20 protein-coding genes and 1 tRNA gene are annotated in these 22,721 nt (G+C 69.4%); 5 read left to right on the forward strand and 16 right to left on the reverse strand.

Annotated features, from left to right (window positions below; translation table 11 throughout):
- Positions 1 to 4 precede the first annotated feature (4 nt).
- Both BM127_RS11280 and BM127_RS11285 read right to left on the reverse strand, forming a co-directional pair.
- On the reverse strand, positions 5 to 1,240 hold the full coding sequence (locus tag BM127_RS11280; RefSeq protein ID WP_091198642.1) for an AGE family epimerase/isomerase: 1,236 nt from the start codon (positions 1,238 to 1,240) through the stop codon (positions 5 to 7).
- A 110-nt stretch (positions 1,241 to 1,350) separates the two neighbouring features.
- Positions 1,351 to 1,432: transfer RNA gene (locus BM127_RS11285), tRNA-Tyr, on the reverse strand.
- 83 nt (positions 1,433 to 1,515) lie between these two features.
- Here BM127_RS11285 and BM127_RS11290 point away from each other — a divergent pair.
- Positions 1,516 to 2,007: a YajQ family cyclic di-GMP-binding protein gene (locus tag BM127_RS11290; RefSeq protein ID WP_091198645.1), complete on the forward strand. Its 492-nt coding sequence runs from the start codon at positions 1,516 to 1,518 to the stop codon at positions 2,005 to 2,007.
- Here BM127_RS11290 and BM127_RS11295 read toward each other — a convergent pair.
- The 5 genes from BM127_RS11295 to BM127_RS11315 are packed head-to-tail and all read right to left on the reverse strand — an operon-like array spanning position 1,991 to position 6,461.
- Complete coding sequence (locus BM127_RS11295) at positions 1,991 to 2,641, reverse strand: cobalamin B12-binding domain-containing protein (RefSeq protein ID WP_175507377.1); 651 nt, start codon at positions 2,639 to 2,641, stop codon at positions 1,991 to 1,993. The genes BM127_RS11290 and BM127_RS11295 overlap by 17 nt on opposite strands.
- A 58-nt stretch (positions 2,642 to 2,699) precedes the next feature.
- Entirely contained in the window at positions 2,700 to 3,677 is a 978-nt protein-coding gene (locus tag BM127_RS11300; RefSeq protein WP_091198649.1) for a sulfate/molybdate ABC transporter ATP-binding protein, read from the reverse strand.
- A 13-nt stretch (positions 3,678 to 3,690) separates the two neighbouring features.
- Positions 3,691 to 4,563: a sulfate ABC transporter permease gene (locus tag BM127_RS11305; RefSeq protein ID WP_231263185.1), complete on the reverse strand. Its 873-nt coding sequence runs from the start codon at positions 4,561 to 4,563 to the stop codon at positions 3,691 to 3,693.
- Positions 4,556 to 5,407, reverse strand: a complete 852-nt coding sequence (gene cysT / locus BM127_RS11310) for a sulfate ABC transporter permease subunit CysT (protein WP_091198651.1) — start codon at positions 5,405 to 5,407, stop codon at positions 4,556 to 4,558. Before cysT ends, BM127_RS11305 begins: the two co-directional genes overlap by 8 nt.
- Positions 5,408 to 5,423: 16 nt before the next feature.
- A complete protein-coding gene (locus tag BM127_RS11315; RefSeq protein WP_091198654.1) occupies positions 5,424 to 6,461 on the reverse strand; it encodes a sulfate ABC transporter substrate-binding protein in 1,038 nt (345 codons plus the stop codon).
- Between the two features lie 168 nt (positions 6,462 to 6,629).
- Here BM127_RS11315 and BM127_RS11320 point away from each other — a divergent pair, with 168 nt between their 5' ends.
- Entirely contained in the window at positions 6,630 to 8,594 is a 1,965-nt protein-coding gene (locus BM127_RS11320) for a 2-oxoacid:acceptor oxidoreductase subunit alpha (RefSeq protein ID WP_091198656.1), read from the forward strand.
- Positions 8,587 to 9,681 (forward strand): 2-oxoacid:ferredoxin oxidoreductase subunit beta, encoded by a 1,095-nt coding sequence (locus tag BM127_RS11325; RefSeq protein WP_091198658.1) that lies wholly within the window; start codon positions 8,587 to 8,589, stop codon positions 9,679 to 9,681. Before BM127_RS11320 ends, BM127_RS11325 begins: the two co-directional genes overlap by 8 nt.
- Before the next feature lie 21 nt (positions 9,682 to 9,702).
- Here BM127_RS11325 and BM127_RS11330 read toward each other — a convergent pair whose 3' ends face one another.
- Positions 9,703 to 10,113, reverse strand: a complete 411-nt coding sequence (locus tag BM127_RS11330) for a hypothetical protein (protein WP_091198660.1) — start codon at positions 10,111 to 10,113, stop codon at positions 9,703 to 9,705.
- A gap of 99 nt (positions 10,114 to 10,212) precedes the next feature.
- Between BM127_RS11330 and rarD the strand changes: the two genes are divergently transcribed.
- Positions 10,213 to 11,121 (forward strand): EamA family transporter RarD, encoded by a 909-nt coding sequence (gene rarD, locus BM127_RS11335; protein ID WP_091198662.1) that lies wholly within the window; start codon positions 10,213 to 10,215, stop codon positions 11,119 to 11,121.
- A 450-nt stretch (positions 11,122 to 11,571) separates the two neighbouring features.
- On the forward strand, positions 11,572 to 13,002 hold the full coding sequence (locus tag BM127_RS11340) for an HNH endonuclease signature motif containing protein (protein WP_091198664.1): 1,431 nt from the start codon (positions 11,572 to 11,574) through the stop codon (positions 13,000 to 13,002).
- Positions 13,003 to 13,567: 565 nt separating this feature from the next.
- Here the strand turns inward: BM127_RS11340 and BM127_RS11350 are convergent.
- The 8 genes from BM127_RS11350 to nuoH all read right to left on the reverse strand — a co-directional run bounded on the left by BM127_RS11350 (position 13,568) and on the right by nuoH (position 22,716).
- Positions 13,568 to 14,566, reverse strand: a complete 999-nt coding sequence (locus BM127_RS11350) for a polyprenyl synthetase family protein (protein ID WP_091198667.1) — start codon at positions 14,564 to 14,566, stop codon at positions 13,568 to 13,570.
- A complete protein-coding gene (gene nuoN, locus BM127_RS11355; protein WP_091198669.1) occupies positions 14,563 to 16,155 on the reverse strand; it encodes an NADH-quinone oxidoreductase subunit NuoN in 1,593 nt (530 codons plus the stop codon). Before nuoN ends, BM127_RS11350 begins: the two co-directional genes overlap by 4 nt.
- Positions 16,152 to 17,639 (reverse strand): NADH-quinone oxidoreductase subunit M, encoded by a 1,488-nt coding sequence (locus tag BM127_RS11360; protein ID WP_091198671.1) that lies wholly within the window; start codon positions 17,637 to 17,639, stop codon positions 16,152 to 16,154. Before BM127_RS11360 ends, nuoN begins: the two co-directional genes overlap by 4 nt.
- Positions 17,636 to 19,531 carry an NADH-quinone oxidoreductase subunit L gene (nuoL, locus tag BM127_RS11365; protein ID WP_175507383.1) on the reverse strand — a complete coding sequence of 632 codons (1,896 nt, stop codon included), beginning with the start codon at positions 19,529 to 19,531 and terminating at the stop codon, positions 17,636 to 17,638. Before nuoL ends, BM127_RS11360 begins: the two co-directional genes overlap by 4 nt.
- Before the next feature lie 94 nt (positions 19,532 to 19,625).
- Entirely contained in the window at positions 19,626 to 19,919 is a 294-nt protein-coding gene (gene nuoK / locus BM127_RS11370; protein ID WP_091198673.1) for an NADH-quinone oxidoreductase subunit NuoK, read from the reverse strand.
- Positions 19,916 to 20,749, reverse strand: a complete 834-nt coding sequence (locus BM127_RS11375) for an NADH-quinone oxidoreductase subunit J (protein ID WP_091198674.1) — start codon at positions 20,747 to 20,749, stop codon at positions 19,916 to 19,918. Before BM127_RS11375 ends, nuoK begins: the two co-directional genes overlap by 4 nt.
- A gap of 70 nt (positions 20,750 to 20,819) precedes the next feature.
- The gene (nuoI, locus tag BM127_RS11380) at positions 20,820 to 21,380 is read right to left on the reverse strand and encodes an NADH-quinone oxidoreductase subunit NuoI (RefSeq protein ID WP_091198676.1); all 561 of its coding nucleotides are present in this window, start codon (positions 21,378 to 21,380) and stop codon (positions 20,820 to 20,822) included.
- Entirely contained in the window at positions 21,373 to 22,716 is a 1,344-nt protein-coding gene (gene nuoH, locus BM127_RS11385; protein WP_372476593.1) for an NADH-quinone oxidoreductase subunit NuoH, read from the reverse strand. Before nuoH ends, nuoI begins: the two co-directional genes overlap by 8 nt.
- Between the last annotated feature and the right edge of the window lie 5 nt (positions 22,717 to 22,721).

Consider the following 22,721-nt stretch of genomic DNA (forward strand, 5'->3'; position numbering starts at 1 on the left):
CTGCTCACGCGTCGGCCGACAGGGCCACCGCACGGGCGAGACCGGGGGCCAGCGGCAGTCGTGGCAGGAGCGTGGCCTGCACGGCGTGGTAGAGGTCGGGCTTGCCCGGCCACACCGACGCCTGCGGCTGGTTGGTGGGGTCGAGCTCGTGGTGCCACGAGCCCCGCTCGACGTCCTGCACGTGGTCGACCACGAAGCCCCACCACTCGGCGTACCTCTCCGCATAGACCTGCTCCCCCGTCCGCCGGTGCAGCGCCGCGGCGGCCGCGATGGCCTCCGCCACCACCCAGTGCATCCGCTCCCGCACCACGGGCGCGCCGTCCCAGTCGGTCGTGTAGACGAAGCCCGGCGCACCGTCGACGTCCCAGCCGTCGGCGACCGCCCGGTCGAAGAGGAGGCGCGAGGTGGCGAGCAGGCCGGCCGGGGCCCGTTCGCCCAGGGTGGCCTCGACGTGGAGCAGCAGGCGCGACCACTCGAGGCCGTGCCCGACGGTCGCGCCGAACGGCTTGAACGGGTCGTCGGGACGATCGCGGTTGAGGTCGAGGTCAGGCGTCCAGTCCGGGCCGAAGTGCTCCGGGAGCCGACCGTCGTAGGTCGCCGCCAGCCGGGTCGCGAGCTCGGCGACCCGGGCCGCCCTGTCGTGCCAGAGGGCCTCGCCGGTCGCATCCCCCACGGCGAGCATCGCCTCGACCGAGTGCATCGCCGCGTTGAGCCCGCGGTAGGGCGCAGCAGTGGTCCAGGAGCGGTCCCACTCGTCGACCACCCGGCTCGAGGAGTCGTCCCAGAAGTGCTGCTCGAACACGTGCATCGCCTCTCCCAGCAGCGCGTCCGCTCCGGGCAGCCGGGCCGTGACCGCGGTGGCGCCGGCCAGCATCACGAAGGCGTGGTCGTAGCACGACTTGGCCGTCCCGACGGGCGCCCCGGTCGCGTCGACGGCACTGAACCATCCCCCGTGGTCGTCGTCGTGCAGCGTGGTCCGCAGTCCGAAGAGGGCGGCCGTGGCGATCGGCGTACATCCCTCGACACCCAGCAGCGCACCGAGGCCGTGGACGTGCACCGTGCGGCTGGTGATCCACGTGTGCACCGGGCGGTCGAGGTCGGGGGCACCCGTCTCGTCGAGCCAGGCCGCGCCGCCGGCGGGGTGGATGATCCGGCGGCCGAACGCCAGGAGCCGGCGCAGCTCGGCGTCCAGCCAGTCGTCGCTGGGGCCGGCGGGCATCGGGGACGGGAGCGCACTCATCCCGGCAGTCACGCAGACCCGCGTCGCCGGGTCAAGGACGACCCACCCGCAACGACAAGACCCCCGCACACTGTGCGGGGGTCTTGCGACTGGACTCGAGATCCGTCCAGTGGCAGGTAGAGGATTCGAACCTCTGTAGGCGTTGCCGGCTGATTTACAGTCAGCTCCCTTTGGCCGCTCGGGCAACCTGCCGGGCCGTGCGGAACAATAGCAAGGCACGGACGTCACTACGAATCCCCGGGGCACCCGCAGGAGGCCCCCCAAGGAGGCACAGAATGGCTGACTCGAGCTTCGACATCGTGAGCAAGCTGGACCGCCAGGAGGTCGACAACGCCCTGAGCCAGGCGGCTCGCGAGATCGCCACCCGTTTCGACTTCAAGGGCACCGGCGCGACGATCGAGTGGAAGGGCGAGAAGGCGATCGAGATCACCGCGTCGGCCGACGACCGGGCCAGCGCCGTCCTCAGCGTCTTCCAGGACAAGCTCATCAAGCGCGACCAGAGCCTGAAGATCCTCGACACCTCCGAGCCGCGGCAGTCCGGCCAGGTCTCCAAGATCGACATCGCGCTCAAGGAGGGCATCACCTCCGAGGACGCCAAGAAGATCTCCAAGCTGATCCGCGACGAGGGCCCCAAGGGCGTCAAGGCGCAGGTGCAGGGCGAGGAGCTGCGCGTCTCGTCGAAGAAGCGCGACGACCTGCAGGCCGTGCAGCAGCTGGTGAAGTCGCAGGACTACGACTTCGCGGTGCAGTTCACCAACTACCGCTGAGCTCCATCAGCGCGCCGACGAGGAACACCACGGCGCGCACCGGGTCGGCGGGCAGCGCCGTCGCGCCGATCTCGGCCACGGTCTGCTCGTCCGCCCCGCGGCCGGCGACGTAGAGGGCGTGGTCCTGCGCCAGTCGGCGCAGCGTGGTGGCGCGGGCGGTGAAGGCCGTCGGCCGCACGGCCGCCAGCACCACGGCGTCCGCCCGGGCCGCACGGGCAGCCGAGGCGACGGCCGGGATCGGGGTGTCCGCGCCCAGGAAGAGCACCCGCACTCCTCGCTCGCGCAGCATCAGGGCCACGCACAGGAGCACCATGTCGTGGCGTTCGCCTGCGGGGCACGCGAGGAGCACGACGGGTGGGCGGGCCGCGGCGTCGTCGAGCACCTGCTGCGGCGGCACCGAGGACAGCGCCGTCAGCTTGCGCCGGAGCATGTCGCTCACGAAGTGCTCGTGCGCGACCGAGAGCGTGCCTGCCTCCCACCGGTCGCCGACCTCCGCCAGGAACGGCAGGACCACACCGGCGACCGCACCCGACAGGGGGATGTCCCACAGGAGCTTGGCGATCGCGAGCTCGGCCGCGTCGGTGTCGAAGGCCTCGACCGCCGCCCAGAGCTCCTCCTTCGTCGTGGTGTCCACGGGCGAACGGTAGTGCGTGGACCGCCCGGCCGGGACCTCTTCGAGGGTGGTCAGCGGCTCAGCCCGCGACAGCCATCCGCGGGACCATGGTCGCCCCGTCCGCAGGGGTGAGCCACACGGTGCTGCCCTCCTCCAGGCGCTGGGACCGGGCGTGCGTCCGGGTGGCCACCACGGACACCTCGTCACCGTCGACGGTGAGGACGGTGAGCCGCACCTCGAAGCCGATGCGGACCATGCGCGCGATGGTGCCCTCGACGGCGCCGGCCATCCGGGGCGCGGTCTCAAGCTCGATGTCGTGCGGACGCAGGGACGCACCGCCGAGGTGCGTGACCTCGCCGAGGAACGACATCACGAAGTCGTTGGCCGGCTCGTCGTAGAGCTGGTCGGGGGTGCCGACCTGCTCCACCCGGCCCTCGTTGACGACCACGATCTCGTCGGCGACCTCGAGGGCCTCCTCCTGGTCGTGGGTCACGAAGACGGTGGTGACGTGCACGTCGTCGTGCAGGCGCCGGAGCCAGTCGCGCAGCTCCTTGCGCACCTTGGCGTCGAGCGCGCCGAAGGGCTCGTCGAGCAGCAGCACCTTCGGCTCGACCGCCAACGCGCGGGCGAGGGCCATGCGCTGGCGCTGCCCGCCCGAGAGCTGGGAGGGCAGCCGGTGCGAGAACTGCGAGAGGTGCACGAGCTTGAGCAGCTCGTTGACCCTGTGCTCGATCTCGTCCTTGGGCCGCTTGCGGATCTCGAGGCCGAAGGCGACGTTCTTGGCGACGGTCATGTGCTTGAAGACCGCGTAGTGCTGGAAGACGAAGCCGACGTTGCGCTTCTGGGCCGGCAGGTTCGTGGCGTCGACGCCCTCGATGTTGACCGTGCCGCTGTCGCCCTTCTCGAGCCCGGCGATGATCCGCAGCAGGGTGGACTTGCCGCCACCGCTGGGACCGAGGAGGGCGGTGAGCTGGCCGGTCGGGATCGTCACGTCGACGTTGTCCAGCGCGACGAAGTCACCGAACTTCTTGTTCAGCCCTGACACTTCGATGCTCATGGGGTGTGGCCTTTCACGAGTGGTTCTTGGGACGGATGATCGCGACGATCACGATGCAGGCGACGGAGACCATCGCCAGGAGGAACGCGGTCGCGTAGGCGCCCTGCTGGTCGAAGTTGAGGTACTTCTCCTCGACGACGAGGGTGGCGGTGCGGGTCTGGCCGAGGACGTTGCCCGAGACGACCTTGACGGCGCCGAACTCACCGAGGGAGCGCGCGAGCGTCAGCACGACGCCGTAGACGATGCCCCACTTGATGGACGGCAGGGTGATGCGCCAGAAGCGTTGCATCGCGTTGGCGCCGAGGCTCTGGGCGGCCTGCTCCTGCTCGATGCCGATCTCCTCGAGCACCGGGACGATCTCGCGGATCATCAGCGGGAGGGCGACGAACGTCGTCGCCATGATGATGCCGGGCGTGGAGAAGATGACGTCGAAGCCCCACCCGGCGAGGGTCGGGCCCAGCCAGCCGTTGCGACCGCCGTAGACCAGCACGAGCGCGAGGCCGACGACGATCGGCGAGACGGACAGCGGGATGTCGAGCATCGCGTTGAGCACCCGCTTGCCGGGGAACTCCTGGCGCACCAGCAGCATCGAGATCCCGACGCCGAAGAGCGTGTTGATGACGACCGAGAAGACCGCGACGTACGCACTCAGCTGGAGGGCCACGACCGTGTCGGGATCCTGCAGGAGCGAGGAGATCGAGGCGAAGCCGTCGTCAAAGGTATGGGTGACGACCAGCGAGACCGGCCAGGCGACCAGGAAGAAGAGGTACGCCGTGGCGACGATCCTCAGGACGTAGGTCATCGGGGTCCTGCGCACCCGGGGCGGACGCCTGCGCGTCTCGACCGGAGCGGGCGGGGCGATGTCGTGGACCAGCGTCTCAGCCACGTGCAGCCACCCGCCTCTGGATCAGGTCGAGCAGCACGATCACCGTGAGCGAGATGGCCAGCAGCACGGTCGCGACCGCTGCGGCTGCGGCGACGTTGTCGTTCTCGATGCTGCTGAGGATCCGCACGGAGGTGACCTCGGTCTTGAAGGGGAGGTTGCCCGACAGCAGCACGAGCGAGCCGTACTCGCTGACGCCGCGGGCGAAGGACAGTGCCGCTCCGGCCGCGATGGCGGGCGCCAGGCTCGGGAGGATGATGCGCCGGAACGTGGTGAACCGGCTGGCACCCAGTGACGCGGCCGCCTCCTCCACGTCGAGCTCGAGCTCCTCCAGGACCGGCTGGACCATGCGGACCACGAACGGCAGGGTGACGAACAGGAAGGCGAGGAAGACGGCCGGCCTCTCGTTGGCGATGTCGATGCCCAGAGGACTGTCTGCGTTGCCGTAGAGGGAGAGCAGCACCAGGCCCGCGACGATGGTGGGCAGGGCGAACGGGATGTCGATCATCACCTCGAGGACCGACTTGCCCCAGAAGCGGTCCCGTACGAGGACCCACGCGATGAGCGGGCCCATGACGACGTTGACGACGGTCACGCCCGCGGCCGTGAAGACCGTGAGCTTGATCGCAGCCATGGTCTGCCCGTTGGTGATGGTCGCCCAGAAGGTCTCCCAGCCGCCGTCGATCGCGGTGACGACCACGGCTGCGAGAGGGATCAGGACCAGCGCGCTGAACCAGATCATGGCGATGCCGAGCCCGAGCCCGGACGAGCGCGTGAGGGTGGAGCGCGGGCCCGACCGGCGAGGAGTCCTCGCCGGTCGGACGCGTGCGATCTCGGTGGAGGTCATGAAGGGGTCGGCCAGCTCATTCGAGGGAGAGGCCGGCGCCGAGGATGGCCTCGAAGATCAGGCCGTTCTCCTCGTCGAAGAACTTCGTGGACACCTCGTCCCAGCCGCCGAAGTCGTTGTCCACGGTGAGCAGCGTCGGGACCTCGGGGAAGGGGTTGGACGGGTCCAGCGCCCCCTCGACGGTGCCGCCGTAGTCGACGTCGTCGCGGATCGGGCGGAAGCCGGTCAGGGCGAACTGGGTCTGGCCCTCGTCGGAGAGCACGAAGTCCAGCCAGGCCTGCGAGGGCTCGGACGCGTCCTCGAGGATGGCGCCGGCGTTCTCGATGAGCAGCGAGGTGTCGGGGAGGACGTACTCGAAGCCCTCGTCGTTCTGCGCGGCCAGGATGGCCTCGTTCTCGTAGGCCATGAGCACGTCGCCGGTGCCACCGAGGAACGCGGTGGTGGCGTCACGACCGCTGCTCGGCAGCGAGACGACGTTCTTGAAGAACTTGTTGACGTAGTCGGTGGCCTCCTCCTCGGTGCCACCGTCGCTGATGACCTGGCCGTAGGCGGCAAGGGCGTTCCAGCGGGCAGCGCCCGACGAAGCGGGGTTGGGGGTGACGATCTCGACACCCGGCTTGACCAGGTCGGCCCACGTCTTGATGTTCTTGGGGTTGCCGTCGCGGACACCGAACACGACGACCGAGTGCGACACGACGCCCTTGTTCTCGCCCTGGTCCCAGTCCTCGGCCACGAGGCCCTCGTCGACCAGGCGGGTCACGTCGGTCGGCACGGAGAAGTGGACGTAGTCGGCCTCGAGGCCGGCGGCGACCGCGCGGCTCTGGTCGCCCGAAGGACCGTAGGACGTCTGGAACGTCACGCCCTCGCCGTCGTCGGTCTTGGCGAACTCGGTCGCGATGTTCTTGTTGGCGGCCTCGGGGACGGCGAACCCGACGATGTTGATGGTGTTGTCCGCGTCGGCGTCACTGCTGCTGCCGCTGCCGGGAGCGCAGGCGGACAGGGCCAGGGCCCCGAGAAGGGCTGCCGCGAGGGCGGCACGTGAACGGATCTGCATGGGGGGTACTCGACTTTCTAGATCGGTGAGCAATGTCGAGAAAGATACATGACTTTATGGACCGAGATGACATTGTCCGCTTCTCGGCCGCGTGTCGTGGATCACGGGTGTCACGCACGTCACGTCCACGAGGTGGGGAGAGGCGTGTCCGCGCGGGTCCCGCGGCTAATGTGGGTCGTTGGGAGAGGACTCTCGACACACGAGGAAGCAGGGGCAGAGGTGACCCACACCGCCAAGCAGGTCAAGCAGCTCGACCGCGTCATCATCCGGTTCGCGGGGGACTCGGGCGACGGCATGCAGCTCACCGGTGACCGGTTCACCCAGGAGACCGCGGCCTTCGGCAACGACCTGGTCACGCTGCCCAACTTCCCCGCCGAGATCCGGGCCCCCCAGGGCACGCTGCCGGGCGTGTCGTCGTTCCAGGTGCACTTCGCCGACCACGACATCCTCACCGCGGGCGACGCCCCCGACGTGCTGGTGGCGATGAACCCCGCGGCGCTGCGTGCCAACCTCGGCGACCTGCCCAAGGGCGCGACGATCATCGTCGACACCCACGACTTCACTGCGCGCAACCTCACCAAGGCCGGCTACTCCGAGAACCCCCTCGACGGCGACACCCTCGCCGAGTACGCCCTGCACACCGTCGACCTCACCGGCATGACCGTCGAGGCCGTCAAGGAGTTCGGGCTCTCCCGCAAGGACGCCTCGCGCGCCAAGAACATGTTTGCGCTGGGTCTGCTGTCGTGGATGTACGGCCGGCCCACCGAGTCGACCCACGCGTTCCTCGCCAAGCGGTTCGCCAAGGTGCCCGACATCCGCGACGCCAACATCGCGGCGTTCAAGGCCGGCTGGAACTTCGGCGAGACGACCGAGACGTTCATCGTCCGCTACGAGATCAAGCCGGCGCCGATGGCGCCGGGCACCTACCGCAACATCACCGGCAACCTGGCGCTGTCCTACGGCCTCATCGCCGGTGGCGTGCAGTCGGGCCTGTCCGTCTTCCTCGGCTCGTACCCGATCACCCCCGCCTCCGACATCCTCCACGAGCTGTCGAAGCACAAGGGCTTCGGAGTGACCACCTTCCAGGCCGAGGACGAGATCGCCGGCGTCGGTGCGGCCATCGGCGCCTCGTTCGCCGGCCAGCTCGGGGTGACCTCCACCTCGGGCCCCGGAGTCGCACTGAAGTCCGAGGCCGTCGGCCTGGCCGTGATGACCGAGCTGCCGCTGATCGTGGTCGACGTCCAGCGCGGCGGCCCGTCCACCGGCCTCCCGACCAAGACCGAGCAGGCCGACCTGCTGCAGGCGATGTTCGGCCGCAACGGCGAGGCGCCCGTCCCGATCGTGGCGCCCCAGTCCCCCGGCGACTGCTTCGACGCGGCGGTCGAGGCGGTCCGGATCGCGATCACCTACCGCACCCCGGTGATGATCCTCTCCGACGGCTACCTCGCCAACGGCTCCGAGCCGTGGCGGATCCCGATCCTCGACGAGCTCCCGGCGATCGACCCCCACTTCGCCACCGAGAAGAACTACGGCTCGGGTGACGGCGCCGAGTTCTGGCCCTACCTGCGCGACGACGCCACGCTGGCGCGTCCGTGGGCGATCCCCGGCACCCCCGGCCTCGAGCACCGCATCGGTGGGCTGGAGAAGGGCGACGGGCACGGCAACATCTCCTACGACCCGGCCAACCACGACTTCATGGTCCGCACCCGCCAGGCCAAGGTCGACCGGATCGCCGACTCCCTGCCTCCGCTCGAGGTCGACGACCCGGACGGCGAGGCCAAGGTGCTCGTCCTCGGCTGGGGCTCGACGTACGGCCCCATCGGCGCCGGCGTACGCCGCGTGCGCAAGGCCGGCTACCGCGTGGCCCAGGCCCACCTGCGCCACCTCAACCCGTTCCCCAACGACCTCGGCGACATCCTCCGGCGCTACGACAAGGTGCTGGTCCCCGAGATGAACCTCGGCCAGCTCTCCCTGCTGCTGCGAGGCAAGTACCTCGTCGACGTCGTCGGCTACAACGAGGTCCGCGGCCTCCCGCTCAAGGCGGCGGTGCTCGCCGACGTGATCGGTGGGCTCGTGGCCGAGGCCGAGGGCATCGAGGTCGACCTGACCACCAAGGAGAGCAGCGATGACTGAGCTCGGCATCCCCGCCCTGCGGTCCGGCACCGAGGACGTGCCCACCACGGACCTCAAGCAGACCGGCAAGGACTTCACCTCCGACCAGGAGGTCCGCTGGTGCCCGGGCTGCGGCGACTACGCCGTGCTGAAGGCCGTGCAGTCGTTCCTGCCCGACCTCGGGCTGCGTCGCGAGAACATCGTGTTCGTCTCCGGCATCGGCTGCTCGTCGCGGTTCCCCTACTACCTCGACACCTACGGCATGCACTCGATCCACGGCCGGGCGCCGACGATCGCGACCGGCATCGCCACGGCCCGCGAGGACCTGTCGGTGTGGGTCGTCACCGGAGACGGCGACGCGCTGTCGATCGGCGGCAACCACCTCATCCACACGTTGCGCCGCAACGTGAACATGACGATCCTGCTGTTCAACAACCGGATCTACGGCCTCACCAAGGGGCAGTACTCCCCCACCTCGGAGACCGGCAAGGTCACCAAGTCGACGCCGATGGGCTCGCTCGACCACCCGTTCAACCCGGTGTCGCTGGCCCTCGGCGCCGAGGCGACCTTCGTCGCGCGCACCATCGACTCCGACCGCAAGCACCTCACCGGCGTGCTGGCCGCGGCCGCCGCGCACCGCGGCACGTCGCTGGTCGAGATCTACCAGAACTGCCCGATCTTCAACGACGGCGCGTTCGACGCGATCAAGAACCCCGACACCAAGGCGGACGCCCTCATCCCCCTCGTCCACGGCGAGCCGGTGACCTTCGGCGCCCGGGACGACGAGGGGCGCGGCGACAAGGCCCTCGTACGTGATGAGCAGACCGGTGGCGTGAAGATCGTCGCCACTGCCGACGTCGACGCCTCCGACATCGTCGTGCACGACGCCCACAACGACGACCCCACGATGGCGTTCGCGATCTCGCGACTCACGGACGCGGGCTACCTCAACACCTCGCCGATCGGCATCTTCCGGCAGGTCGAGCGATCGACCTACGACGACGCGGCGCGCGAGCAGGTCGCGGTGGCGAAGAACGGCGACGCCGCCGACCGCGCTGCCCGACTGACAGCGCTGATCGGCGGCGGCGACACGTGGACGGTGCTCTGAGCCCCACCCGGGACGGACGGGTCAGCGGAAGTAGAGCGTCCAGACCTTGCCCTTGGTGTTGCTGAAGCCGTTGGAGTGGTCGACCTTGGAGCGCCACTTCCACCGGCCGCGCTCGGGCGCGTAGATGCGGGTCTTGAAGACGCCGCTGTCGTTGGTCTTGACCTTCTTGACGGTCTTCCACTTGCAGGAGCCGCACTTCTTCTTGAGGATCTTCACCTTCTGGTTGGCGTAGGGCAGCAGCGTGCCGTCGACCTGCGGCTCGCTCACGGTGCCCTTGAGCTTGAAGGCGTTGTAGGAGACCTGGTTGTCCCCCGGGGGGTTCTCCTCGATGATGCGCTCGGGCAGGGCGCCGGCGCTCGCGCTGACGCTGAGCGCTCCGGATACGAGCAGGGCAGCAACGATGGCTGCCAGGACGGTGCGGAACATCCGCATGGTGATTCCCCCTCGAGAACGATGATCAGCTGACTGGTCACGGGACCCACGCCCGGGACGCCCCCATCGTAGGTGAAGGGGCGCCCCTACACTTCCGGAGTGCCAGATAGCCGCCGCGGACTGATCCTGGGGGCCACGGCCTACATCCTGTGGGGCACGTTCCCGCTCTACTGGACACTGCTCGAGCCGGGCGGAGCCGTCGAGATCCTCGCCCACCGCATCGTCTGGTCGCTGGTGACCATGGTCGTGATCCTCGTCCTGTGGCACCGCGGCCCCCAGCTGAGGGCCGTCCTGCGCGACCGGCGCACCACCCTCCTCCTCGCCGGCGCCGCGGTCGTCATCACGATCAACTGGGGCGGCTACATCTGGGGCGTCACCAACGGCCGCGTCGTCGAGACCTCGCTCGGCTACTTCATCAACCCCCTGGTCACGGTGCTGATGGGGGTGCTGGTCCTCGGCGAGCGGCTGCGGCAGCTCCAGTGGGTGGCGATGGGCATCGCCTTCGTCGCGGTGGTGGTGCTGACGATCGACTACGGCCGTCCGCCGTGGGTGGCGCTCGTCCTCGCCTTCTCCTTCGGCACCTACGGGCTGCTGAAGAAGCAGGCAAACGTGGGCGCAGTGGAGAGCATCACCTTCGAGACCCTCGTCCTGGCGCCGGTCGCGGCGGCGTACATCCTGTGGCTCATGGCGACGAGCCAGTCCAACTTCGCCTCCCACGGGATCGGGCACGCGCTGCTCTTCACCACCACCGGGATCATCACCGCGATCCCGCTGATGTTGTTCGGGGCGGCCGCGATCCGGGTGTCGATGGTCTCCCTGGGACTGCTGCAGTACCTCGCGCCCACCATCCAGTTCGCCCTCGGCATCCTGGTCTTCCACGAGGACATGCCTGCCAGCCGCTGGATCGGCTTCGGCCTGGTCTGGGTGGCGCTCGCGATCTTCACCGTCGAGGCGCTCAACCACCGGCGCCGGCAGCTGCAGCTGATCGCGCACGCCAGCGCGGTCTGATCGCGGCGGGGTCGCGCGGCCACGCCGCCGCCGGTTGAGCAGGTCGCGCAGCCAGCCAAGCCGCCGGTTGAGCAGGTCGCCCAGCGACCCGCCGCTGGTTGAGCAGGTCGCGCAGCGATGCCGCCGCTGGTTGAGCAGGTCGCGCAGCGACCGTGTCGAAACCAAGGTCCCCACCAGCGCTGGTTGAGCAGGTCGCCCAGCGACCCTCCGCTGGTTGAGCAGGTCGCGCAGTCCGGCCTTCCGCTGGTTGAGCAGGTCGCGCAGCCCAGCCTCCGCCCGTTGAGCAGGTCGCGCAGCGATGCCGCCGCTGGTTGAGCAGGTCGCGCAGCGACCGTGTCGAAACCAAGGAACCAAGTGTGATGTCTCCGGGGATCACCTGTTCGGAAACACTTATCCACACCAGTCTTCCCGCAGGCCTCAGTGTCGGTGGGTCCTGCTTGACTGGTACCCATGACCACCACCTCGGACCTCCGCTCCTCGACCAGCAGCCCGCTGGTCGAGGACCTGGACGCCTCCGGGATCCTCACCTCGATCCGCTCCCGCAAGGCGGCCGAGGATCAGGCCGCTGCCGACGTCCTCGCCCTCGCCGCCGCCTGGGCCGACCTGCACCCACCGGAGTCCCTCCACGGTGCCGCGTCCTTCACCACCACCGGCGGCCTCGGTCGTGAGCACGAGGAACCCATCGCCGGCCCCGGCTGCCCGCTCGTCGCGGAGTTCTGCATCGCCGAGCTCGGCACCGTCCTCGGGATCACCACCACCGCGGCGAAGAAGCTCATCGGCCACGCCCTCGAGCTCCGCCACCGCCTCCCCCGACTCTGGTCACAGGTCCACACCGGTGCCGTCCCCGCGTGGCGAGCACGCCTGGTCGCTGAGACCACCATCCACTGCTCTCCCGCCCTCACCCCCGAAGCGGCCGGGTGGATCGACACGCAGGTCGCCGCCGTCACCGGCAAGATCGGCCCCGCCCAGCTCGACCGCCTCCTCGCCGAAACCCTCAAACGCTTCGACCTCGCCACACCCGACCCGGCCGCGGACCCCGAGGACGGGTGGCAGCACGTCGACCCCCGCCACGCCACCATCGACACCGACGACGTCCACTACGCCGGCACCCTCCACCTCGAAGCAGACATCGACCTGGCCGACGGACTCGACCTCGACCGCGCCCTCACCCACGGAGCTGCGGTCCAGAAGGCCCTCGGCTCCGACCTGTCCTTGGATGCCCGACGGGCGAAGGCCCTCGGGGACCTCGCCCGCACCCAGACCGCGCTCGACCTGTTCTCCCAGGGCAAGACCGGATCCAAGGATTCTGACGGCCTACCCGTCGCGCGGGAGGTCGTCGTCCACGCCCACTTCGACGCCGAGTTCATGCCGGACGGACAGACCATGTTCGGGCTGACCGGTCGGCTCGAGAACGGTCAGCGCCTCGCGCTCCTCGACCAGCTCAAGAGTTGGTGCGGCGACTCGCGGACCAAGATCACCGTCAAGCCCGTCATCGACCTCACCAGAGAACTCTCCGCACCCGGCTACGCGATCCCTGACCGGATCCGCGAGCACGTGATTCTCCGCGACGGCACCTGTGTGTTCCCGTGGTGCACCCGACCCGCACGGGGCTGCGACATCGACCACATCGACGCTTACGACCATCAAGCTGACACCGAACACCGGCCGCAACCCGGGCCGACGAGCACCCAGAATCTGGCTGCATTGTGTCGCTTCCACCATCGGTTGAAGACGCACACGGCCTGGCGCTACGAGATGACCGCACCCGGGACCTTCGTCTGGACCAGCCCCCACAGCCACCGCTTCCGACGCGACCGAGACGGCAGCACCGCACTTGACCCACCAGATGCACTCGACGTTCCGCGACCCCGCCGACCATGACCCCGCCCCACACCCCGCCACCCACGGATGGCGGGGTCACAGGCACGCCAGGAACCACTCCTTCTCGATCGCGAGGCCGCCGGAGCGAACGCTCCTGCGTGGGCTCACGGGCATGGCTCAACCAAGCTCCCGCCTGGTCTGGTGCGCCCGGCTCGACGTCGGCGATGGTGCCGTCAGGGCATACACCGACCTCGATGCGGCCGCGGTTGGTGTTGAGCCCGCTGTAGGTCCCTGCGTCGATGTCGACGACCCTGACTGCCGGATCGACGTCGTGACGCGGAACAAGGCCACGGTAGGCGCGTCGGGGTCACTCAGCTCCACCTCCGTGTCCTCGATCTCCCCGAGGATCGAGCCGGCAGGCAGAGACTGGACCACGAAGCGGTGCCGCCCGCCCGACGTGGTGAAGCGGGCCGGCTGACGAACTGTCGGAACTCCCAGGGAGGTCGATGAAGGATGGTCGCAGTCCATCTCGAGGACCGGCTCCGGCGGGGCAACCACCACCACGACTCCTGCCACGGCGGCCGTGGTCGGCACGTGGCGCACCCTGCCGGCCATCAGCGATGAGTCAGGACGTGCGTGACGCCACGATGTCGGCGAAGGACTCCAGGGCCGTGCGGACCGGGCCCGGGTCGAGCGCCTCGAGCAGCTTCTTGGCCTGCGTGGCCTGCCCGAGGACGTAGTCGCGGGCCTGGTCCATCGCGGGGTGAGCGCGCAGGAGCGCCAGTGCTTCGGCGTGCTCGGCGTCGTCGGTCAGCGGGCGCCCCAGCAGCTCGAGGAGCCGGGCGTCGGCGGGGTCGGTGGAGGCCTGGGCCATGAGGACCGGGAGGGTCGGCACGCCCTCGCGCAGGTCGGTGCCGGGCGTCTTGCCCGAGGTGTCGGACTCGGAGGCGATGTCGAGGATGTCGTCGGAGAGCTGGAAGGACGAGCCGACGATCTCGCCGTAGGCGCGCAGTGCCTCGACGACCTCGGGGCGGGCGCCACCGAACATGCCGCCGTAGCGCGCCGACGTCGCGATCAGGGAGCCGGTCTTGCCGGCCACGACCTCGAGGTAGTGGGCGAGCGGGTCCTCCCCCGGCTCCGGCTTCACCGTCTCGAGGATCTGGCCCTCGACGAGGCGGGTGAACGTCTGGGCCTGGATCCGTACGGCGTCGGGGCCGAGGTCCGCGGTGAGCTCCGACGACCGGCCGAAGAGGAAGTCGCCGGTGAGGATGGCGACGTGGTTGTCCCAGCGGGCGTTGGCCGTGTCGGCCCCGCGACGCAGGGCGGCCTCGTCCATCACGTCGTCGTGGTAGAGCGACGCGACGTGCGTCAGCTCGACGACACAGGCCGCGGTGAGCACCTCGTCGGACTCCGGGTGCGGACCGGTCTCGGCGGCCAGCAGCACCAGCAGCGGCCGGAACCGCTTGCCGCCGGCCATCATGAGGTGCGTCGCGGCGCGGGTGACGTAGGGCGTACGGCCCTGGCAGTGCCCGGCGAGCAGCTCCTCGATGCGCGCCAACCGCTCGACCAGACGCAGCTCCAGTGCGGGGTCGACGACAGGCAGGGCGAGGGGCGAGTCGGTCACCTGATGAATTCTCCCGCAACCGCCGCCAGGTCGAGCACCGGGCCCGGCACGATGCCGAGCACGAGGGTCACGGCCGCACCGACGGCGATCGTCGTGGCGGTCAGCACCGACGGGTAGGCCACGCTCGGCCCGTCACCGACGGGCTCGTCGAAGTACATGACCTTGATGACCCGGATGTAGAGGAACGCGGCGATGATGCTGGCGATCACGGCGGCCACCACCACCGGCCAGGCCCCGGCGGCGAGCGCCACCGAGAAGACCGCGAGCTTGCCCACGAACCCGGACGTGAGGGGGATGCCCGCCATCGCCAGCAGGAAGAAGGCGAAGACCGCCGCCACGACGGGCGACTCCTTGCCCAGGCCGGCCCACCGGTCGATCGCGGTGGTCTCGCCACCGGCGTCGCGGACCAGGCTGACCACGGCGAACGCGCCGATCGTCGCGAAGCCGTACGTCGTGAGGTAGAACAGCACGGCCTGGAGCGAGGTGATCTCGCCGATGGCCAGCTGGTCGGAGGCCTGGAGGCCGAGGACGCCGGTGAGGATGAACCCCGTGTGCGCCACGGAGGAGTAGGCCAGCAGCCGCTTGATGTCGCTCTGGGTGATCGCGAGCGCCGCGCCGACGAACATCGACAGGATCGCGACGATCCAGAGCATCGGCTGCCACGACCAGCGGTCCGCGCCGAGGGCGACGTAGAACAGGCGCATGATCGCCCCGAAGGCGGCGACCTTGGTGCCGGCCGCCATGAAGGCGGTGACCGGGGTCGGGGCACCCTGGTAGACGTCGGGGGTCCACGCCTGGAAGGGCACGGCGCCGACCTTGAACAGCAGCCCAACGGACAGCAGGCCGGTGCCGATGAGCAGCAGGGCGGGGCTGCCGACGTCGTTGCGCACCGCCTCGTTGATGGCGGCGAAGTCCAGCGAGCCGGCGTAGCCGTAGAGCAGGGCCGCGCCGTAGAGGAAGAAGCCGGAGGAGAAGGCGCCGAGCAGGAAGTACTTGAGTGCGGCCTCCTGGCTCAGCAGGCGGCGACGACGCGCCAGCCCGCTCAAGAGGTAGAGCGGCAGGGAGAGGACCTCGAGGCCGACGAACATGGTCAGCAGGTCGTTGGCGGCCGGGAACAACATCATCCCGAAGACCGCGAACATCATCAGCGGGTAGACCTCGGTGTGCTCGCGGTTGGCCACGAGGGCCGCCGTCTCCGCGTCGGTGCCGGGGACTGCCGCCGCCTGGCCGGCGAAGGCCGAGACGCCGCCGTCGAGGTGGCGCTCCGCGAAGAGCAGCACGCCGCCGATGGCCAGGGCGAGCACGAGCCCCCAGATGAACAGGCTCGGACCGTCGACGGCGATCGTGCCGCCGACCGCGAGGATGCCGCGCGCGGCACCGTCCTCGTACGTCGTGACGTCCCGTGCGACCAGGACCACGCCGACGAGCGCGACCACGAGGCCCGTGAGGGCGAGCCCCACCTGGGCGACGTAGCGCAGGCGCCGCGGCGCGAAGGCCTCGACGACCACACCGAGGCAGGCCACACCGAAGACGACCAGGAGAGGCCAGAGCTCGAAGTAGTCGATGCTGGGCTTGACGAACTCGGTCACTGGGGACCCCCCTCCTGGCCGATGCCCACTCCCGTGAGGGTGTCGTGGACGACGGGATTGATGACGTCGAGCAGGGGCATCGGGTAGAACCCGAACAGCACGAGTGCGAGCAGCAGCGGCGCGAGGATGCCGACCTCACGCCGGTCGAGGTCGGCCACCGGGGCCGCCCCCTCGCGGCCGGGGCCGGTCATGGTGCGCTGGTACATCCAGAGGGCGTAGAACGCCGCCAGGACGATGGCGAGCACCGCGACCGAGCCGACCAGCCAGTGGTGGTCGAAGGCGGCCACGATGACCATCAGCTCGGAGACGAACGGCGACAGGCCCGGCAGGCCGCAGGCGGCGAGGCCAGCGACCAGGAAGAACCCGGCGAGCACAGGGGCGGTCTTCTCGACGCCGCCCATCTCGCGGATCGACGCCGTGCCGGTGCGCTGGATCAGGAACCCGGCCACCAGGAACATCAGGGCCGTGGCGATGCCGTGGTTGACCATGTAGAGGATCGCGCCCGTGCCGCCGGTCGGGCTGAACACGAAGATGCCCAGCACGATGAAGCCGAAGTGCGAGAGCGACGTGAGACCGATCAGGCGCAGGACGTCGTCCTGGCCGATCGCGACCAGCGCGCCGTAGATGATCGAGATGAGCGCGAGCACCACCACGACCGGGGTCGCCCACTGCGAGGCGTCGGGCAGGAGCCCGAGGCAGAACCGCAGCATGCCGAAGGTGCCGATCTTGTCGAGGATGCAGACCAGCAGCACCGAGGTGCCGGGGGTCGCCTTCTCGGTGGTGTCGGCCAGCCAGGTGTGGACCGGGAACATCGGCGCCTTGATCGCGAAGGCGATGAAGAAGCCGACGAAGAGCCAGCGCTGGGTGATCGGGTCGATGTCGATCGCGGCCAGGTCGGTGAGCAGGAAGCTCGGGTTGCCCTGGTTGGACGAGACGACGTAGAGGCCGATCACCGAGGCGAGCATGATCAGGCCGCCGGCGAGCTGGTAGATGAGGAACTTCGTCGCGGCGCGGCCGCGGCCCTCGCGGCCGAAGCCACCGATGAGGAAGTACGCCGGGATCAGCGTCGCCTCGAAGACGACGTAGAAGAGGAGCACGTCGGTCGCGGTGAAGACCGCCAGGGACATCGCCTCGAGCGCGAGGGTCCAGGCGAAGAACGCCTTGGCGCCACCGTTGCCCTCGGCCTCGGACTCGCGCCACCCGGCCAGCAGGACGATGGGCACGAGGACGACGGTCAGCAGGACCATCAGCAGGCCGAGTCCGTCGACGCCGAGCGCGTAGTGCACGCCCATGGCCTCGATCCACACGTGGGTCTCGGTGAGCTGCATGCCTCCGCCCACGTCGTACTGGGTCGCAGCGACGATGCCGGCGACCAGCGTCGCCCCGGCGAAGCCGAGGCCGACGACACGAGCGAGCGCGCCGGGCACGAAGGCCGTGACGACCGCGCCGACCAGCGGCAGCAGGATCAGGATTGTCAGGATCATCCGAGGTTCACCGCCAGAAGGACCAGGACCAGCAGCAGGGCGCCGGCGAAGAGGGACAGGGCGTAGGAGCGGACAAACCCGTTCTGGACGCGGCGCAGCGTGGTGGACAGGCCACCGACCGCAGCCGAGCCGCCCTCGACGGCACCGTCGACACCGACCCTGTCGAGCGTGGTCAGGCCACCCACCAGCGAGGCGCCGGGGCGCACCACGACCGCGTCGTTGATCGCGTCGCCGTAGAGGTCGGCCCGCGCGGCGCGCGTCGCGAACGACACGTCCTGCGGGGCCTCGCGCGGGATGTCGCGCCTGCCGACGAGGAACCAGGCCGCCGCGACGCCGATGGCGACGACGAGGGTGATGAGCAGGGTGATGACGATCGCCGGCAGCGGCGGCTCGTGGTGCTCGGCGTGACCGGTCACCGGCTCGAGCCAGGTGACGATCCAGTCGCCCGCGAGGAGCACGCCACCCAGCACCGACAGCGCGGCGAGCACCATCAGCGGGACGGTCATCACCTTCGGCGACTCGTGCGGGTGCACGTCCTTCGCCCAGCGCTTCTCACCGAAGAAGGTCATGAGCATCAGCCGCGTCATGTAGAAGCCGGTGACACCGGCGCCCAGCATGGCGAGCAGGCCGACCAGCAGGTTGTCCGCCAGCGCCGACTCGATGATCTTGTCCTTCGACCAGAACCCGGAGAAGCCGGGGAACCCGATGATCGCGAGGTAACCCATCGCAAAGGTCAGGAAGGTGACCGGCATCGCCTTGTTGAGGGCGCCGTAGTGACGCATGTTCACGTCGTCGTCCATGCCGTGCATGACCGAGCCGGCGCCGAGGAACATGTTGGCCTTGAAGAAGCCGTGCGTGAGCAGGTGGAAGATCGCGAACGGGTAGCCCACGGGGCCGAGTCCGGCGGCAAGCATCATGTAGCCGATCTGGCTCATCGTCGATCCGGCCAGCGCCTTCTTGATGTCGTCCTTGGCGCAGCCGAGGACCGCACCCCACAGGAGCGTGACCGTGGCCACGACCACGACCGCGGTCTGCGCGACCGGGGCGAGCTCGAAGACGAAGTTGGAGCGGACCACGAGGTAGACGCCGGCCGTGACCATGGTCGCCGCGTGGATCAGGGCCGACACCGGGGTCGGGCCCTCCATCGCGTCGAGCAGCCACGCCTGCAGCGGCACCTGGGCGGACTTGCCGCACGCACCGAGCAGCAGCAGGAGCCCGAGGGCGTTGAGGGTGCCCTGGTCGGCCTCGCCGGTCAGCTCGCTCACAGCGCCGAAGTCGGTGGTGCCGAAGGTGGCGAACATCAGCGCGATCGCCAGTGACAGGCCGATGTCACCGACGCGGTTGATGACGAACGCCTTCTTGGCGGCCGCAGCCGCGGAGGGCTTGTGCTGCCAGAACCCGATGAGCAGGTAGGACGCCAGGCCGACGCCCTCCCAGCCCAGGAAGAGCCCCACGAAGTCCGCCGAGAGGATCAGCGTGAGCATCGCGGCGACGAAGAGGTTGAGGTAGCCGAAGAACCGGCGGCGGCGCGGGTCGTGCTCCATGTAGCCGATGGCGTAGACGTGGATCAGCGAGCCGACCCCGGTGATCAGCAGCAGGAACAGCGCGGCCAGCTGGTCGTAGAGCAGGTCCATGCCGACGCTGAGCGAGCCGGTCTCGAACCAGGTCCACAGCTCCTGGCCGACCTGCCGCGACTCGGCGTCGCGGCCCAGCAGCGAGAGGAACAGCACGAGGCTGAGCACGAAGGAGGCGACCGCGGTCGCAGTGCCGAGGAGGTGGCCGTGCTTGTCGACGGTCGCCCTGAGGGACGCCGGGAGGAACGGCGCGACGCCGAGCAGCAGGACCGCACCGAGCAGCGGCAGCGCGATGACGAGCCACAGCAGGTCGAACACACCTCCGGCCCCGGTGTCGGGCGCGACCACGGGTATCTCGGTGCCTTCTGCGGCAAGCAGGACTGAGTGGGACAACAGGTTCACGGGTGCTCCCTCAGTACTTCAGCAGGCTGGCGTCGTCGACCGAGGCCGAGCGTCGGGTGCGGAAGATGGTCATGATGATCGCGAGCCCGATGACGACCTCGGCAGCTGCCACCACCATCACGAAGAAGGCGGTGATCTGGCCGTCGAGGTTGCCGTGCTGCTTGGCGAAGGCCACGAACGCGAGGTTGCTGGCGTTGAGCATCAGCTCGACGCACATGAACACCACGATGGCGTTGCGCCGGGTGAGGACACCGACGCAGCCGATCGTGAACAGGATCGCGGAGAGGACGACGTACTGGGTCACTTGTCCACGTCCTCTTCGGTGTTCGCAGGCGCGCCGGACCTGCCCGAGGCCCCGGGCATCGTGGTCGGGTCGCTGTGGCCGTCGAGCCCGCCGAGCTGGCGGCGTACGTCGTCGATGTCGTCGGCGAGCGCGGGGGCCGAGCGGACCGTGCCGCGGGCGGCGAGCACCCGGGAGACCGACGACTCGGCGGCCGTGCCGTCGGGCAGCAGGGCCGGGGTGTCGACCGCGTTGTGGCGGGCGTACACACCGGGCGAGGGCAGCGGGCCGAGGTGCTTGCCGTGGTCGGCGTAGTCGCGCATCCGCTGCGCGGCCATGCTGGCCTGCGTGGGCTTGGGCGTGAGCCGCTCGCGGTGTGCGAGCACCATCGCGCCCACCGCGGCCGTGATCAGCAGGGCGCTGGTGGCCTCGAAGGCGAAGACGTACTTGGAGAAGAGGATGTTGGCGATGGCCGGCACGTTGCCGCCGGCGTTGGCCTCGTCGAGGCCGACCACGGTGCCGAAGGCGACCTGGCTGATCCCGACCACCAGGACGGTGCCGAAGGCCAGCCCGACGACGATCGCCATGACCCGCTGGCCACGGATCGTCTCCACGACCGAGTCGGAGGCATCGACGCCGATGAGCATCATCACGAACAGGAAGAGCATGAGGATGGCGCCGGTGTAGACGATGATCTGGACCGCGAAGAGGAACGGCGCATCCATCACGGCGTAGAGGAACGCCAGGCTGATCATCACGACAGCCAGCAGCAGGGCCGCGTGCACGGCCTTGCGCACGAACAGGATACCCAGGGCACTGAGCACCATCAGCGGGGCGAGGATCCAGAAGGTCATGGTCGGGGTCCCCTCGGAGTTGTCGTGCGGAGGAGCGCAGCGCGGGAGGACGAGAACTTCGTGGGGTGGCTCATCGATTCGTACCCCTGTAGTAGTCACCTTCGTCGTCGCCCAGGCGCATGGGGTGCGGCGGCTGCTCCATGCCGGGCAGGAGCGGGGCGAGCAGGTCGGACTTCTCGTAGATCAGATCGGCGCGGTTGTTGTCGGCCAGCTCGTACTCGTTGGTCATCGTGAGCGCGCGGGTCGGGCACGCCTCGATGCACAGGCCGCAGAGGATGCAGCGCAGGTAGTTGATCTGGTAGACGCGGCCGTAGCGCTCGCCGGGGCTGAAGCGCCCGGACCCGTCGGGGTCGTCGGCGTTGGACGCGCCCTCGACGTAGATCGCGTCGGCCGGGCACGCCCACGCGCACAGCTCGCAGCCGATGCACTTCTCGAGCCCGTCGGGCCAGCGGTTCAGCTGGTGCCGGCCGTGGAACCGGGGCGCGGTGGGGAGCTTCTCCTCCGGGTACCGCTCGGTGACGACCTTCTTGAACATCGTCCGGAAGGTGACGCCGAACCCGGCGACCGGGTCCCAGAGGGACTCCTTGATGCCCTTGGAGCTCTCGCCCGAAGCCTGCGGGGACTCACTCATGGTTCTCCTCCGCTGAAGCGGTGACGGTGGTGCGGCGGGTGGCGAACGTCATCGGTGCGGCAGCACCGCGGACCGCGCCGCCGACGGGCATCGGCGGGACGGGGAACCCGCCGGCGAACGCGTCGTGCGGCTCGTCGTCGGCCCGGACGTCCTCGGCGTCGCCCTGGCCCTTGTCCTTGCCCTCGCCGACGAACATCAGCGCGACGGTCATGACGAGCAGGACGGCGATCGCAGCCACCAGGTAGGTGCGGTTGATGTTGCCCTCGAGGGAGATGACGCGGATGGTGGCGACGGCCACGATCCAGGCCAGCGAGACCGGGATCAGGACCTTCCAGCCCAGCGCCATGAACTGGTCGTAGCGCATGCGGGGCAGTGAGCCGCGCAGCCAGACGAACAGGAAGATGAAGATGAAGATCTTGCCGAAGAACCACAGCAGCGGCCAGTAGCCGCCGTTGGCGCCCTCCCACACGTTCTCGATGCCCCACGGAGCGGCCCAGCCGCCCAGGAACAGCGTGGTGGCGATGGCCGAGACGGTCGCGAGGTTGATGTACTCGGCCAGGAAGAACAGCGCGAACTTCAGGCTGGAGTACTCGGTGTGGAAGCCGCCGACCAGCTCGCCCTCGGCCTCGGGGAGGTCGAAGGGGGCGCGGTTGGTCTCACCGACCATCGAGATGACGTAGATGACGAACGACGGCATCAGGATCAGGCCGAACCACAGCTTGTCCTGGGCGTAGACGATCTCCGACGTCGACATCGACCCGGCGTAGAGGAAGACCGCCACCAGCGCCAGGCCCATCGCGACCTCGTAGGAGATCATCTGCGCGCTGGAGCGCAGGCCACCGAGCAGGGAGTACGTCGACCCGGAGGACCAGCCGCCCAGGACGATGCCGTAGATGCCGATGGATGCGATCGCGAGCATGAAGAGCACGGCGACCGGCATGTCGGTGAGCTGCAGCGGGGTCATCACGCCGAAGAAGTTGACCTCGGGGCCGAGCGGGATGACCGACCAGGTCACGAACGCAGGGACGACCGCGATCACGGGGGCCAGGACGAAGACGACCTTGTCGGCCGCCTTGGGGACGATGTCCTCCTTGAGCGCGAGCTTCACGCCGTCGGCCAGCGACTGCAACAGCCCGAACGGGCCGTGGCGGTTGGGGCCGACGCGGTGCTGCATGCGGGCCACGACCCGGCGCTCGAACCAGATGTTGAAGAGCGTCAGCAGCACCAGGATCAAGAAGATGAGGACGGCCTTGAGCACGATCACCCACCACGGGTCCTGGCCGAAGGCGGCCAGGTCGGGCTCGGGCAGGTCCGCCGCGAGCGGCAGGATGCTCATCACGG

The sequence above is a fragment of the Nocardioides alpinus genome (assembly GCF_900112035.1).
Classification (GTDB): Bacteria; Actinomycetota; Actinomycetes; order Propionibacteriales; family Nocardioidaceae; genus Nocardioides; species Nocardioides alpinus.